15 protein-coding genes are annotated in these 14,578 nt (G+C 58.9%); 7 read left to right on the forward strand and 8 right to left on the reverse strand.

Features of this window, described 5'->3' with window-relative positions; translation table 11 throughout:
- The first annotated feature begins 152 nt into the window (after window positions 1–152).
- Window positions 153–710, forward strand: coding sequence for a TM2 domain-containing protein (locus QP981_RS07130; protein WP_016421640.1), 558 nt, complete (start codon window positions 153–155; stop codon window positions 708–710).
- An 18-nt stretch (window positions 711–728) separates the two neighbouring features.
- Here QP981_RS07130 and QP981_RS07135 read toward each other — a convergent pair whose 3' ends face one another.
- From QP981_RS07135 to trmB, 7 genes are all read right to left on the reverse strand, one after another.
- The gene (locus QP981_RS07135) at window positions 729–2,093 is read right to left on the reverse strand and encodes a PFL family protein (protein WP_048734261.1); all 1,365 of its coding nucleotides are present in this window, start codon (window positions 2,091–2,093) and stop codon (window positions 729–731) included.
- Window positions 2,094–2,107: 14 nt separating this feature from the next.
- Window positions 2,108–2,377 (reverse strand): ACT domain-containing protein, encoded by a 270-nt coding sequence (locus QP981_RS07140; protein ID WP_016421638.1) that lies wholly within the window; start codon window positions 2,375–2,377, stop codon window positions 2,108–2,110.
- A gap of 237 nt (window positions 2,378–2,614) precedes the next feature.
- Window positions 2,615–4,141 (reverse strand): peptide MFS transporter, encoded by a 1,527-nt coding sequence (locus QP981_RS07145; RefSeq protein WP_284857710.1) that lies wholly within the window; start codon window positions 4,139–4,141, stop codon window positions 2,615–2,617.
- Window positions 4,142–4,228: 87 nt separating this feature from the next.
- Window positions 4,229–4,600: a DUF3054 domain-containing protein gene (locus tag QP981_RS07150; RefSeq protein WP_016421636.1), complete on the reverse strand. Its 372-nt coding sequence runs from the start codon at window positions 4,598–4,600 to the stop codon at window positions 4,229–4,231.
- Between the two features lie 62 nt (window positions 4,601–4,662).
- Window positions 4,663–5,643 (reverse strand): lysylphosphatidylglycerol synthase transmembrane domain-containing protein, encoded by a 981-nt coding sequence (locus QP981_RS07155; protein ID WP_242458653.1) that lies wholly within the window; start codon window positions 5,641–5,643, stop codon window positions 4,663–4,665.
- Between the two features lie 122 nt (window positions 5,644–5,765).
- On the reverse strand, window positions 5,766–6,449 hold the full coding sequence (locus QP981_RS07160) for an NYN domain-containing protein (RefSeq protein ID WP_005510460.1): 684 nt from the start codon (window positions 6,447–6,449) through the stop codon (window positions 5,766–5,768).
- Between the two features lie 4 nt (window positions 6,450–6,453).
- Entirely contained in the window at window positions 6,454–7,302 is an 849-nt protein-coding gene (trmB, locus tag QP981_RS07165) for a tRNA (guanosine(46)-N7)-methyltransferase TrmB (RefSeq protein WP_284857711.1), read from the reverse strand.
- A gap of 324 nt (window positions 7,303–7,626) precedes the next feature.
- Here trmB and QP981_RS07170 point away from each other — a divergent pair, with 324 nt between their 5' ends.
- The 6 genes from QP981_RS07170 to QP981_RS07195 all read left to right on the forward strand — a co-directional run bounded on the left by QP981_RS07170 (window position 7,627) and on the right by QP981_RS07195 (window position 13,749).
- Window positions 7,627–8,169, forward strand: a complete 543-nt coding sequence (locus QP981_RS07170; protein ID WP_147719421.1) for a hypothetical protein — start codon at window positions 7,627–7,629, stop codon at window positions 8,167–8,169.
- Window positions 8,151–9,179: a hypothetical protein gene (locus tag QP981_RS07175; RefSeq protein ID WP_284857712.1), complete on the forward strand. Its 1,029-nt coding sequence runs from the start codon at window positions 8,151–8,153 to the stop codon at window positions 9,177–9,179. The genes QP981_RS07170 and QP981_RS07175 overlap by 19 nt, the downstream gene beginning before the upstream one ends.
- Before the next feature lie 34 nt (window positions 9,180–9,213).
- Entirely contained in the window at window positions 9,214–9,639 is a 426-nt protein-coding gene (locus tag QP981_RS07180; RefSeq protein ID WP_101688136.1) for a DUF6802 family protein, read from the forward strand.
- 299 nt (window positions 9,640–9,938) lie between these two features.
- Window positions 9,939–11,774: a phosphoenolpyruvate carboxykinase (GTP) gene (locus QP981_RS07185; RefSeq protein WP_049171801.1), complete on the forward strand. Its 1,836-nt coding sequence runs from the start codon at window positions 9,939–9,941 to the stop codon at window positions 11,772–11,774.
- Window positions 11,775–11,886: 112 nt separating this feature from the next.
- A complete protein-coding gene (locus QP981_RS07190) occupies window positions 11,887–12,360 on the forward strand; it encodes an Rrf2 family transcriptional regulator (protein WP_070605254.1) in 474 nt (157 codons plus the stop codon).
- A gap of 192 nt (window positions 12,361–12,552) precedes the next feature.
- On the forward strand, window positions 12,553–13,749 hold the full coding sequence (locus QP981_RS07195) for a globin domain-containing protein (RefSeq protein WP_284857713.1): 1,197 nt from the start codon (window positions 12,553–12,555) through the stop codon (window positions 13,747–13,749).
- A 261-nt stretch (window positions 13,750–14,010) separates the two neighbouring features.
- Here the strand turns inward: QP981_RS07195 and QP981_RS07200 are convergent, their stop codons facing one another.
- Entirely contained in the window at window positions 14,011–14,493 is a 483-nt protein-coding gene (locus QP981_RS07200) for a hypothetical protein (protein ID WP_284857714.1), read from the reverse strand.
- Window positions 14,494–14,578 lie beyond the last annotated feature (85 nt).

Consider the following 14,578-nt stretch of genomic DNA (forward strand, 5'->3'; position numbering starts at 1 on the left):
GAACTGGTGTTTAATGTTCCAAAACAACAGTTTCGCTAAAATTTCGAAAGAAATTGACAAAGTTGCAGGAAGCAGTCTGACGGAACCGGTTATTATCGCCCAAGGAACTGCTGTTCATGACCGGGGAAATCTAGGCGAAAAGGTAGGGTGCAATGACGAATCCGACAAACCCATATGGAGATTTCGACGAAGACGGTATGCCGAGGTCCAAGGGGAAGTTCGCTAACAGCTCGGGTGCTTACAGCTCCGGTATGCCGTACTCGGATCCATACCCACCGCAGCAGCCGAACGTGGGGCAGGGCTATCAGGACCCGAGCCAGCACAATTTCCACAACGGGTACTCGAATCCGTATCAGAGTGGTTACCCAAACCAGCAGGCGCCGGCGTATTCCGCTGGCTTCGGCGGCCCGAACCCGCACCAGGGCTACGGGGTGGCAGGTTCCCCTGTCTCGGATAAGTCCAAGATTGCAGCGGCTCTGCTTGCTTTCTTCCTGGGCACCCTGGGTGTTCACAATTTCTACTTGGGGCACAACTCGCGTGGTGCTATTCAGCTAGCACTGACGGTATTCGGCTGGATTACCGCCATCTTCCTGGTTGGCTTCTTCCTCATTATCGGCGTCAGCATTTGGGCATTTATCGAGTTCATTTTGATTCTCGTCGGTAGCGGCTCCTACGCCTATGACGCAAATGGGCGCCGCCTGCAATCGTAGGAGCCTCGTCCGAATCCGCTAGTTCCTGAAGCCGTGCACCGGCGCGGGGATGTAGCCGCCGCGGGCAATGAACTCGGCATTGCCCTTGGCATTGACATCAATGACCGGCGCGTAGCCGAGCAGACCACCGAAGTTCACCTCATCGCCCGGCTTGGTACCCGGCACCGGAATGAGGCGGGCTGCGGTGGTCTTGTGGTTCATCACACCGATGGCGGCCTCGTCGGCAATCATGCCGGAAATCGTGGTCGCAGGCGTGTCACCGGGAATCGCAATCATGTCGAAGCCCACCGAGCAAATAGAGGTCATCGCCTCCAGCTTGTCCATGCTGATCGACCCCGCGCGCACAGCATCAATCATGCCCTTGTCCTCAGAGACCGGAATGAACGACCCGGACAGTCCACCGACGCGTGAACACGCCATCAGGCCGCCTTTCTTGACGGCGTCGTTAAGCAGTGCCAGCGCGGCAGTGGTGCCGTGCGTGCCGACCTGCTCCAACCCCATGTGCTCGAGAATATGAGCGACGGAGTCGCCCATCTCTGCAGTCGGCGCGAGCGAGAGGTCCACGATGCCAAAAGGCACGCCCAGGCGCTCCGACGCCATCGTGCCGACCAGCTGACCCGTGCGCGTGATCTTGAACGCCGCCTTCTTAATCTCCTCGGCGACTTCGTTAAAGCTGGCGCCCTGCAGATCGCCGAGCGCGCGATCGACCACGCCCGGACCCGAAACGCCGACGGACACGACACAATCTGGCTCCCCAACGCCGTGGAACGCGCCGGCCATGAAAGGATTGTCGCCCACCGCATTGGCGAAAACCACCAGCTTGGCACAGGCAATCGAGCTGCGGTCAGCGGTTTGCGCCGCAGCTTCCTTCACTACCTCGCCCATGCGGCGCACCGCATCCATGTTGATGCCCGCGCGTGACGACGCAACGTTGACCGAACTGCACACCAATTCGGTCTCGCTAAGAGCGTGGGGAATGGAGTCGATGAGCCACTTCTCGCTGGTGGTCGCGCCCTTTTCGACGAGCGCCGAGTAGCCGCCGAGGAAGTTCACCCCAGAATCGCGGGCGGCGCGGTCGAGCGCCTTGGCAACCACTGTGGGATCGCCTTCGCAACCGGCCGTGATGAGGGAAACTGGTGTGACGGAGATGCGCTTATTGACGATCGGAATGCCCAGCTCCGCCTCGATACCCTCGCAGACCTCCACGAGGCGAGCGGCCTGCCTGGTTACGCGGTCATACACCGCCTGTGCGGTGGCTTCCATTTCAGAGCGAGAGCACTCGAGCAGGGAAATGCCCATGGTGACCGTCCGGATGTCCAGACGGTACTTCTCGATCATGTCAATGGTGTCGAGGAACTTAGATTGCGCGAAGTTGAAATCCATCCTGGTCGCGCCCTTTAAATCTCGTTGACGGCGTTGAACAGCGCCTCAGACTGGATTCGAATGACAAGCCCCTCCCGCTTGCCGACGGAATCCATGTAACCCTGCAGCGTGCTGATAGGGGTGGCCTTCTCGTTGAACTCCACCCGCAGGATCATGGTGAACCATTTATCCATGAGGGTCTGGGAAACATCGACGATGTTGACGTCCTGCTCCGCCAGAGCAGTGGTGACGGCGGCGATGATGCCGGTGTGATCCTCGCCGGTGACGGTAATGATGGCAAACATGGCCTCAATTTTAGCCGGTGGGGAGGTGGGAAAAATCTGTGGATGGCGGTTGTGCTGGTGGCAAGTTTGTGGCGAAGCATGTTCAGGGCCACCCAAAAACACTTCACGACACCTATGTCACCTCGTGCCATCTGTGGAGGCGGCATGAGGTGACATAGGTGTCGTGAAGTGGGGAGGAGGGGAGGGGGCGTGGGCGTGGGCTGTGCCAGAGCGGGGGCCAGCCTTACGGAGCCAGCCCTACCGGACGTCGACGAACTCCTTGACAATCCACTTGCGCAGTGCGAGCAGAATCAGGCCCAGGACAACCGAGGCGATACCCAGGGTGATGAAGAAGGTGTTCTCAGCAGCGGCATCCTCATAGTTGTAGAAGCCGGCCAGGGTGCCTGCCAGCGAAGTACCCATAGCGACTGCCATCAGCCAGACGGCCATCATGCGCGACGGGAATGCCGCCGGAGCGACCTTGGTAGCAAGGGCGTTGCCGACCGGGCTCAGCATGAGCTCACCCATGGTGAACAGGAAGAGAATCCAGATAATTGCATACAGCGGAGTGGAGTTCTCACCGCCACCGGAGAATGGGATGAAGAAGAACAGCGAGATACCGATGATGATGTTGGCGACACCGAACTTCACTGGGGTGGACCACTGGCGGTCACCAAGCTTGGACCAGGCGGCTGCAAAGACCATCGAGAAGGCGATGATGAAGATCGGGTTGATCGAGTTAATCCAGGCCGGGGACATTTCCCAACCGAAGATCTCGCGGTCGAGGCGGATGTCCGAGTAGATGGCCAGCACCGTGAACTGCTGCTGGAAGATACCGAAGAACAGCACGCCCGAGACGAACATCGGGATGAAACCGACCAGGCGAGTCTTCTCCGATTTCGTCGTAAGTGGCGAGGAGTACATCTGCCACCACAGCACCACAGCGGCGATCAGTGCAATCACTGTGACCACAGTGGAAAGAGTCGTGACCGGAACAATTCCGGTGGAAACCAGCGTAACCGAGACAACAGTGATGACCACTGCGATGCCAATCCATACCGGGTACTGCTTCTTCGGCAGCGGGTTCGGAATCTCATGGCCAGCCTCGGCGATGGTGGACTTGCGCATCAGGATGTACTGAATCAGACCGGCAGCCATACCGATAGCGGCCAGGCCGAAGCCCCAGTGGAAGCCCTTCATGCCCCAGATCCAGCCGGTGAGCAGTGGGCCGAACAGGGCGCCGATATTGACGCCCATGTAGAAGATGGAGAAGCCGGCGTCACGACGCGGGTCGTCCTTGGCGTAGAGCTGACCCAGCACGACCTGTGCGTTGGTCTTCACGCCGCCGGAGCCGATTGCGATGGAGACAAGGCCAATAGCCAGGCCAATCACGCCGGGGATGAATGCCAAGGAGATGTGGCCAAACATGACCAGGATGGCGGAGTAGAACAGTGTCCGCTCCGAGCCAAGGATACGGTCAGCAACCAGAGAGGCAACGAGTGCGGCCATGTAGACAAGACCGCCGTAAGCACCGACGATGGAGGTAGCAGCACCCTTGTCCAGGCCGAGACCGCCCTGAGTGGTCTCGTAGTACATGTAGAAAGCCAGGATGGCCTGCATGCCGTAGAAGCTGAAGCGCTCCCACATTTCGATGCCGAAGAGGTTGGCGAGACCCCACGGTTGGCCCATGAAGGTGCGGTCTTCGCTGGCCCCTGCGGGGTTATGAGTTCGTTGGGTCTCAGCAGTTGGTTGATTGCCGAGCGCCTCGTCAGAAGATTTGTCCATTCTTCAATTATCGAGGCGGAGTGCAAAAATTAAAAACCAGATTTAGTCAGTGAACTAAACCGAAGGGTTAGGGATGGGTCCGAAGGCTTAGTCCAGAGACTTACGAGCAACCGCATTCGACGCTGCTCGCCAACCCAGCAGCAGCAAGGCGCTCATGACTGAGGCAACCAGAATGAAGGACCAGTGCGGGACTGCCGAATTGCGGGTGGCCCACACAGCTAGGCCGACGACGACAGTGCCGAGCCACACAATTGCGCCTGAACTCACTGCACGCGGGTTCGGCTCGTTCTTAATCAGCGCGGTGCCCAGGAGGACACCGAATGCGAACGGCCACCAGGTATCGAGGATATTGATGAAGGTAAAAGGATCCTCGGGAGTGTTGTGAGCCAGGCGCGCTAACACGGCGAAAATAAAGATGGCGAGGATGTCAATCAAGAACGTCGATACGCGTGTGTTCATGCTTCTTAGTCTAGCGACCCCTCAGATTGGTGGGTGACCAGCGACCAGCGGCGAGGCAGCCATTAGCGGTCAGCGACTGGCTGGTGCTCGGGCTGATCTTTGTGGTCGAAGCCGAGGGCGTAGATAATCCAGCCCACAATTGCCACCAGGACGAAGGAAACGATGCGGTAGACCAGCACCGCTGCAAAGGCCTCGGCGCCGGTGGTGCCGCCTGCGATGAGAGCCGCGGTCAAAGCGGCCTCGACAGTGCCGATGCCGCCCGGTGTGGCCTGGATGAAACCTGCGAGCTTGCCGGTTACGAAGGCCAGCAGCACCTTCGTAGCGGAGATGTCATCGACACCAACGGCACGGATGGCGGCGTAGAGACAGACAATTTCCGCGACCCAGTTGATAAAGGACCAGGTGAAGGAAAGAGCTAAAGTTTGCACGGGCAACTTCACGCTGGTCAGCTGTTTGACGGACTCTTCAAGTCGGTCGACATCGGTGTCCGCGGGCTTCTTTCGAATCTTGTTAAAGACACGCAGACACCACGCGCCTGTCTTGTTGAGAAAAGCCGGGTTCTGGGAAATCCGCCACAGCAAAATGGTGGCCAGTAACACCGCAATTGCCATAGCGATGAGCACCGCGGTCGTGCCACCCTGTCCGACGAAGAAGAGGCTGCCAAGCCCCAGAAATGCCAGACCTAAAAACGACAACGCGCCCGAAAAAAGCACGAACCAGCTGACAAGGACCGCGGATGCGCCCCACTGCATCATGCGCTTAATCTGCAGCGCCGTGGAGAATGCGGCACCACCGGGAACGGTGACCGCCCACGCGTTGGATGCGAGGGTTAGGGCATTGGTGCTACGGCGAGTGGCTGCTTTTACGCCTCCAGCTCGCAACAGCAGACGCATCACTTCCGCCATCGCGTAGAGCGAAAAAGCCACGGAAAAAATGGCGATGAACAGCCACTTAGCGTCGACATCCGCAAGGATTTGGAGCCCCTGGACGACGCTGTCCCAGTTTCTTACCGTCAGGACGATACCGGCAATCACGAGAGCCACGAGGATTATCGATCGTAGCCAGCTCGAATTGCCAGTTTTGAGGACTTTTTTAAGTCGTGACATAAATAAGAAGCCTGTTCGTCTTCCTGCTCGTCTCCCTAGACGTCGCCGCGGTGGTCTCCCTAGTCGTCGTTCTTGCCGTCGCGCTCTTTGAGCAACGACGTGAGCGGACGGAACGGCTGCAGCCACGCACCGCCATCAGGCAGGCGGTCGAGATCGATACGCGGTAGCGGCTCGCGGAAGACGCCCTTGATTTCCTCCAGGTCAACGAAGCGAATCGCATCGGAGGCCAGCGCCCAGGAAGCGTGCTCGTGAAAACCGATGACGGTTACCCGAATCCCCTCGGATGCGAGCTTTTCCAGCAGCTCCTGGAAATTCTGGCCATCGGCGGACGCAACGACGACACTGCGCAACACGCCCTCGTCGTAACGCCGTTGGATGTGCGCAATCATGTCCGGGTCAACGTCGGTGTCCTCTTCGATCTTCGGCTTTGCGAAGACCGCGAAACCGACATTGCGCAGAGCCTCGACCCAGGGGCGGACAATCTCCGCTGAGCCCGGGTTGACGTTGGTGAATACCGTGGCTTCGGGGAGGACATCGGAACCGATTTTGTGGGATACGCGCTCGGCTTCGTCGATAAGCCATTTGCCCACGGCGTCGAAGCGGGGGCGGTGCGCGGCGGTCGGGCGGGAGCCCAAAATGGCGCCGAGCCCCATGTCCAAGTTCGGGGCGTCCCACACGAGCAGCGCGGTGGGGTGCGTTTCAGTGGTGTTGTAGCTGGCAGAGGTGTTCTGGGTAGTGCTCATGTTCCTATGCCTCTTTCTTGCGCCAGATGAACTCGTGGATGTCGTGGTCGAGGTTCAGGCCGCGGGCTTCGAACTTGGTCGTCGGTCGGTCGAGAAGCATGGGGGATTCCGGCCAGGGCCAGTCGATGGGCTCGAGCGTCGGCTCGACCTCGCGGAGTTCCTCAATCCACTCTGCGTAGTCCGCATGGTCGGTGGCGGCGTGGAAAATGCCGCCGGGCTTCAGACGCGAAGAAATTAGGCGCAACGTGCCGGACTGCACAATGCGGCGCTTGTGGTGGCGTGCCTTCGGCCACGGATCCGGGAAGAACAGGCGCACGCCGGCCAGCGACTCCGGCTCGATCATGCGCTGCAGGACCTCGACGCCGTCGCCGCGGACCATGCGGATGTTCGACACCTCATTGCGCACGGTGGCGGAGAGCAGTTTCGCCAGGCCAGGGCGGTAAAGCTCAACGGCGATGATGTTGTGGTCCGGTTCTTGCGGAGCCATAGCCACGGTGGACGTGCCGGTGCCGCAGCCGATCTCGACGATGGTCGGTCCCTTGCGGCCGAACCATTCCTCCACGTCGATGACCTCGTCGGAGAGGACCTTGCCGTACGTGTCCCAGTTATCTTCCCAGATCTTTTCTTGGTTGGGAGTCAAAGTGCCTCGGCGGAAGGACAGATTGCCGATGCGCGGGTAGTCAAGACCATCGTCGAATTGGGTCTTTTCCGGACGACCTGCAGGCAATTCGCCCTTCTTCGGCTGGCGCTCATGCGGTTGCTCCGCCTGCTCGTCTGCACGAGTTGGCGATGGTTCAGATTCCTGCGAAACCGCAGGCTGTTCGATATTTTCAGAAAAATCAGAAGTAGTCACGTTCCCTATTGTCCACGACATCGGCCAACTATCCAATCATTGCCCCTAGGATTTTTGTTGTTGTCCTGGCGGTTTCACGCCGGTTGACGATGCCGCGTCGTCCTGAATAGGCGGCACGGCGGGGAAAGTTGTTTTGTCGACTTGCCGAATCCGCGGTCCGCTGTAGGCTGAACGCGAAGCCGCGCTTATTCGTTGGTTGAAGCGGCGCTTGGGGTCTGCCTAGCGCAGCGTTTCAGGGCGCGGAATCTGGCTCACGGGCCGTATGGGGGTTACGCAGGTTTTAACTAAACCACGCAGGGGATTTATGGGAGGGGACTAGGCCGGATGGACCTTATTTCCGCAACTGATGTCACGGAAACAACACAGCCGTCAACGGGATCTACATCGTCGTCGTTGCGCGCTGCTGTGGTGGACTGGCTGTCATCACGGCAGGCCGCGCACTCGGACACCGCTAACACGAGCGGCGCGGAGGTGTGCGTCGCCAAGGCGCTTGAGCGCGAGAAACGGCCACCGATAATCTGCGCGCGATTGCGCAGGGGCGTGCGCGAAACCGCTGTGCGCGAGGCATTTTCGCAATGTCACGCGGAGCTGGCCGACAAGCTGTCCGCCCCTGTCGCGCTGGTCATTGAGCAACAACCGATTCGCCATTCGCTTGCCGACGAGTATTGCGACATCACCACAAACGAGACAGCTGAACACACCTTTTTGTTCAGCTCCGCGTTGCGGAAGATTGCTGAACGCTACGGTGCGGAAGACGAATCACGCGATGATGACGGGCTACTCGCAGTGCAGTTGACTGAGATCGCGGCAGCCTTTCCCGCGGCTAGAGACAGCCTGGAGGAGTTGCTATGGCAACACCGGACGTAGTTGAGCCACGCCCGGTCTCGGCGGAGGGGTCTGAGCAGCCACCGCTCCTTGTCACCAAAGCCGGGGACGCGGCGGACCGCGCGGACTTCTCGCAGATTGTTGACACTGCGACGCCGCCACGTCGGCTGGAGTTTGTGGATAAACGCAGCGCCGTCGTGCTCTATGTTGCAGACAGCGAGGTGCAGCCCACGCGGGAGTGCGTCAGCACGGTTGCAGCAATTAGCCAGGCCACCGGCCGCGTTGCAGTTGGCCTGATTGGCAATGGTGAGTATGCCGAGGCCTGGCGTCAGGAAATCGACAGCACAATCCCGATGGGAGCGCTGGACGAGAGGATGGCCAGAACCCTGGTTCTGCTGGCAGAAGGCCCGCCCAGAAACTCGGGGGAAACACTGAGTCCGCGCCGGGCTCGAAACGTGCGAGCTCAGCTGGCGCAGGAGCGATCGCGCGGAGCCGGGGCGGCGGCGCGATTGCAGCGGAAGATGCAGTTGGCAGCTGAGAGTGCAGTGCGGGATGCGCTCCAGGAAGTGGCTGACGGCCCCGCGGGTGACCAAGCGGAACTTCAGGGCCGTGCCGAAATTGCAGCGACGCGGCTGCAGCAGCGGTGTGGCGACGAATTGGGCCTTCATGTGGAAATCCCGGTGCCCGCCCCAGAAAGTCCGGCTCGCCCCAGTTATGCCATGGACGCGCTGGTGGCGGTGGCCTCGCTTGGCGTGGCGGTCGGCGCAGTGCGGATTGTCCACGGGGTGCTGATGTGGGTTGGGGTGCCGACGCTTGCGGCGCAGCTGGCCGCACTTGCAATAGGCCTCGGCGTTGCGGTGGTGGCGGTGGGCGCAACGATTCGTCGTAACGCACGCCAACGCACCGCGCAGTGGCGGGCAAATTACCTCGCCCATCTGCGGCGAAAATGGACACAGTCCGTGGAGATGACGGTGCGCGAAGCCCTTGGTGCGCGGGGTCCGGGATGGCGAATAGAGCAGCTGGCGGAGTACACCGGAGCGCCTGCACGATAGCCGTGACGGCCAAGAGAAATAGGGGGATATCACGATGGATGAGTTTTCATTACTGCAGTACTTTTCCGACCAACCCGCGTCCGAGGGCGGGGTGGAGGTGCGTTCGCCCGCTACGCCGTGTGGTTTGGAGGCGGCGACGCCGATTGATGGGCAGTCTGCGGACGTTGGTGGCGCCGGGTTGGTCGTGGAGGTCGATGGGCAGCTCTACGACCTCGGCGACGACGAGGGGTCAATTACGCTTGCCGACGACTCCGGGTTGTCAATCTATTCGGATCTGGACGGTGACGGCACGGTGGATCACGTTACGACGGTCCGTTTTGACGGCACTTGGGAGTCTTGGAGCAGTGATGATGTGAGGGCTGCTGACGCGATGGGCGGAGCGGCAGTGGAATCGGCATCAGCAGCGGGGAAGTGGGATGCGTACTCATGGGAGCAGTCCGCGCGGGGCAGCTGGGACTGACGACTTTGGGAACCGCTGCGCGCGGGGGTACCCGTGTCTCGGTTGCTTACAAATGGGGGTAACTGCAGCCAAAGGGTTAATGGTTGTAAATTTATGTGGTGAGGCTGGCCTTATTCGCTGGTTATGTCCATAAATGAACAGGTCGCAAGAATGGGGCGGGGAAAATTAATTGTTGTAAAGCTGTGATGTAACGGCTTGCAAATGAGGGAACGAGCCGATTGTCGATGTGGGGCCCGGCAACTTTCGGTATCCCCCGGTAGCCTTAAATTAAGACGCGAATCAATGAGTCAGGAGAACTGATGTCCGCACCTTCTATTCCTGGTCTCGAGGGCCAGGCCCCGACCGAGAACGCCGAACTGCTGCGCTGGATTGCTGAGGTCGTAGAACTGACCCAGCCAGACAAGGTTGTCTTTGCTGATGGCTCGGAAGAAGAGTGGAACCGCCTTACCCAGGACCTGGTTGATAAGGGAACTCTTATCAAGCTGAATGAGGAAAAGCGCCCGAACTCTTTCCTTGCCCGCTCTAACCCGAAGGACGTTGCTCGTGTGGAGTCCCGCACGTTCATCGCTTCTGAAAAGGAAGAGGATGCTGGCCCGACCAACAATTGGGCGGATCCGGTCGAGCTGAAGAAGGAAATGACCGAGCACTACCGCGGTTCCATGAAGGGTCGCACCATGTTCGTCGTTCCGTTCTGCATGGGTCCGATTACCGACCCGGAGCCGAAGCTGGGTGTTCAGCTGACCGACTCGGAGTACGTGGTTCTCTCCATGCGAATCATGACCCGCATGGGTCAGGATGCCCTGGACAAGATTGGTCCGGACGGAGACTTCGTCCACGCTCTGCACTCCGTTGGCGCTCCGCTGGAGGAAGGCCAGGAGGACGTTGCATGGCCGTGCAACGATGAGAAGTACATCACCCAGTTCCCGGAGACCAAGGAGATTTGGTCCTACGGTTCCGGCTACGGCGGAAACGCCATCCTGGCCAAGAAGTGCTACGCACTGCGTATCGCTTCGGTCATGGCCAAGGAAGAGGGCTGGATGGCTGAGCACATGCTCATCCTGAAGCTCACCAACCCAGAGGGCAAGGCCTACCACATCGCCGCTGCATTCCCGTCTGCATGTGGTAAGACCAACCTGGCTATGCTGACTCCGACCATCGAGGGCTGGAAGGCCGAGGTCGTCGGTGACGACATCGCATGGCTGAAGTTCGGTGAGGACGGCCGCCTGTACGCTGTCAACCCGGAGAACGGCTTCTTCGGTGTTGCACCGGGTACCAACTACTCCTCCAACCCGAACGCCATGAAGACTATGGAGGCCGGTAACACCCTGTTCACCAACGTCGCACTGACCGACGATGGCGACGTCTGGTGGGAAGGCATGGAAGGCAAGCCGGAGCACCTCATTGACTGGAAGGGCAATGACTGGACTCCGGATTCCGACGAGCTGTCCTCGCACCCGAACTCCCGTTACTGCACCCCGATTTCGCAGTGCCCGGTCGCTGCACCGGAGTATGACGACCCGCAGGGTGTCCCGATTGACGCCATCCTGTTCGGTGGCCGTCGCCCAGACACTGTGCCGCTGGTGACCCAGGCTCTGTCCTGGAACCACGCAACCTTCATCGGTGCAACCCTGGCTTCCGGTCAGACCGCTGCTTCCGCTGAGGCTAAGGTTGGCTCCCTGCGTCACGACCCGATGGCAATGCTGCCGTTCATTGGCTACAACGTCGGTGACTACCTGCAGCACTGGATTGACATGGGTGTCAAGGGCGGCGACAAGATGCCAGAGGTCTTCCTGGTCAACTGGTTCCGCCGCGGCGAAGACGGTCGCTTCCTGTGGCCGGGCTTCGGCGACAACTCCCGTGTTCTCAAGTGGATCATCGACCGCATTGAGGGCCGTGTTGGCGCCAAGGAGACCGTTGTTGGTCACACCGCTAAGGCAGAGGACCTGGACCTGACTGGCCTGGACATCGACTTCGCCGATGTCAAGGAAGCCCTGAAGGCACCGGCTGCTAAGTGGCAGGGTGACCTCCCGGACAACGAGGAGTGGCTGAAGTTCCTCGGCGACCGCGTTCCGCAGGAGGTCTGGGACGAGTTCGAGGCTCTGAAGGCCCGTATCGAGAAGAGCCTGCAGGACTAAGATCTTGCTAGCTAGCCTTGCTAAAAGCTAGAACCTAGAACCACCCCCTTGTTGCCCGAAGTGGCTGGCAAGGGGGTGGTTTGTGCAGTACAACGATGAAGGATGACACGCAATGCAACTAACGCTTTTCTCTGATTTGAGCCTGCGTGTCATCACTTTGATGGCGATGGGGGAGCTGGGGCGCAAATACACCGCTGCCGAGGTAGCGGAGTCTCTCAATGCGTCTCGCGCGCATGTTTCCAAGGTTGTCTCGCGGCTTGTGGAGCTCGGCTTCTTGGAAGCGGTCAAGGGGCGCAATGGTGGCATCTATCTGCGAGATTCGGCTACGGAAAAATCCGTCGGCAAGCTGCTGCGCACTCTGGAAAACAACGAGGTCGTCGATTGTGTCGGCACTGACTGCCCATTGCTGCCGACGTGCCTGTTGCGTGGCAAGTTAGCGGCCGCGCAGGAGGCGTTCTTCGCCGCGCTGGATCCGGTGTTGATTGCGGATCTCATTCCCGCCAAGCCGGTTGATGGTGCGGATGGTGATACTCCCGAGGGAGCTAGCGCGCCCGAGGGTTCTCGGCTGAATATTCGTCCGGTTTAGGCGTAGAGCTGAAGGCCTGATTTCGATTCGAAAAGAGCTGAGAGTGGTGCTGTCGAAGCCTGTCTGTCAAAACTTTCGGTGGCGCCGTTTCTGCAGCTAAAAGCGGTTGATTCGCAACTGCAAAGACTAATTTTGGCGCCAACAAACTATATTGCGCAAACAAAATGCGCAATATAGTGATAGGGTGAAGTCATGCCAAACCTGAATGTCAACAAGAACGGCCTGACTCCAGAGCAGGCCGAAGTCGTCACCCAAACCCTGCCCGTCGTCGGTGCCAACATCGAGAAAATCACGCCGAACTTCTACAACCGGATGTTCGCTGCTCACCCCGAACTCATTGCCGATACCTTCAACCGCGGCAACCAGAAGCAGGGGGCTCAGCAGAAGGCGCTGGCGGCATCCGTCGCTACCTTCGCAGCTACCCTGGTCGACCCAGACGCTCCTGCCCCGGAGGAACTGCTTTCCCGCATCGGCCACAAGCACATTTCCGTTGGTATCAAGCCGGAGCAGTACCCAATCGTGCACAAGCACCTCTTCGATGCCATCGAGGAAATCCTCACCCCAGAGGTCTTTCAGGGGGCTGTCCGCGACGCATGGGATGCCGTCTACCTGGAGATGCAGCGTGTTCTCATCGACTTCGAGAAGGGGCTCTATGACGACCTCGGCGTCGAAGCAGGTGATGTTTTCCGCGCCGCTCACGTCGTCTCTCGTGAAGACCGCGGTGATGATGTCGCAGTATTCTCCGTCAAGCTTGACGACGAAACCCCCGTTTCCTACCTCCCGGGACAGTACATTTCCGTGCGTCAGACCATGCCGGACGGCGCCGGCCAGCTACGTCAATACTCTCTGGTCGGCGGCAAGGAAGGTGTTCTGACCTTCGCGGTTCGTCGTGTCGATGCCTCCGAGGACCTGCCGGCTGGCGAGGTTTCCACACAGCTGTGGGAAAAGGTGCAGCCGGGCGATGCCATCGAGATCTCTCTGCCGGCAGGTGACCTGGTGCTGGACACCAAGTCCGATGACCCGGTGGTACTCATTTCCGCAGGTATTGGCGCCACTCCTATGATCGGCATGCTGGATGCCCTGGTGGCTGCCGACTCTAAGCGTGATGTTGTCGTTCTCCACGCGGACCGCGCTGAGAACGCTGATGCGCTACGTGCAGAGCGTGACAATGCTGTCGCCGCATTGGCCAATGCTCGCCAGCAGGTGTGGTACGAGCCGGATTTGATGAATCTGGCGGATATGGAGCTGCCGGAGGGCGCTCAGTACTACCTCTGTGGTGGCAATGGCTTCCTGCAGGCCATTCGCCAGCAGCTCGCCGATCGCGGTGTTGCTCGCGATAACGTTCACTTCGAGCTGTTCAGCCCGAACGATTGGCTGCTAGACGCTTAATGCCACAACTGCACCGTCGTCACAAATAAAACCGAATGACCAGCCGCGATGTATACCCGTGGCTGGTCATTTTTTCGTGTGTGCATGGTCAGTCGGAGGGGACTAGCCATTTTTGAGAGTGCGTTATTTCTCGTTTTCGCTGTTCTTGTAAATCTTATAAAGCAGCACAATTGCAGTGATTAACAATGCAGGAATAATCAAAAGCACTGCAATAATGACGATCGAGAGTAAAATTTCACCGATTCCCATTGTAAAAATCACCTACTTTTTAATTTGAACGCAAGCGTAATTTCCCCAAACTCCGCCAACTAAAACTCGGCCGCAAAAACTGCTTTGATTATCAATATCTTCATTCAGCTCGAAACGGTGGCTTGTTCGGATCGGTGCACAATTTGGCCCCGCTTCTTTAGTTTTGCGGATTCCATTTTGATAGTATGCAATTTCAAATTTATCCACGCAGGCATTGCTGGGTGACGTGCTGACGGTGTTGTAAGCAACACCCGCACTATCTACATGGTTACTCTTTCCGTTAACCGTGAGTGTGCTAGTGGCGCCAGCGCCACCTGGAGCCCAGGTTGTTCCGTCTGCACTTCTGAAGGTGCCAGTGATGTTTTTTTGAGGCGTTGGCGCGGTAGCTGTGGATTCGAGGTGCCAGTTAGTGGGTGCAGCATACGCGAAAGATGGTGTGAGTGACGTGAGCAGGATTGTAGCTACTCCCAAAAAAACTTTAGATGGTTTGCGCAAAGTTTGCCGGCTCTTCCGTTTTTAGAGTGCGTTGATCTTCCCCTGCAGCTGTCCGGAGTGGATCAAGCACCGCAAGATGTAGTGG

It is taken from the genome of Corynebacterium sp. MSK047 (genome assembly GCF_030232285.1).
Taxonomy (GTDB): Bacteria; Actinomycetota; Actinomycetes; order Mycobacteriales; family Mycobacteriaceae; genus Corynebacterium; species Corynebacterium jeikeium_D.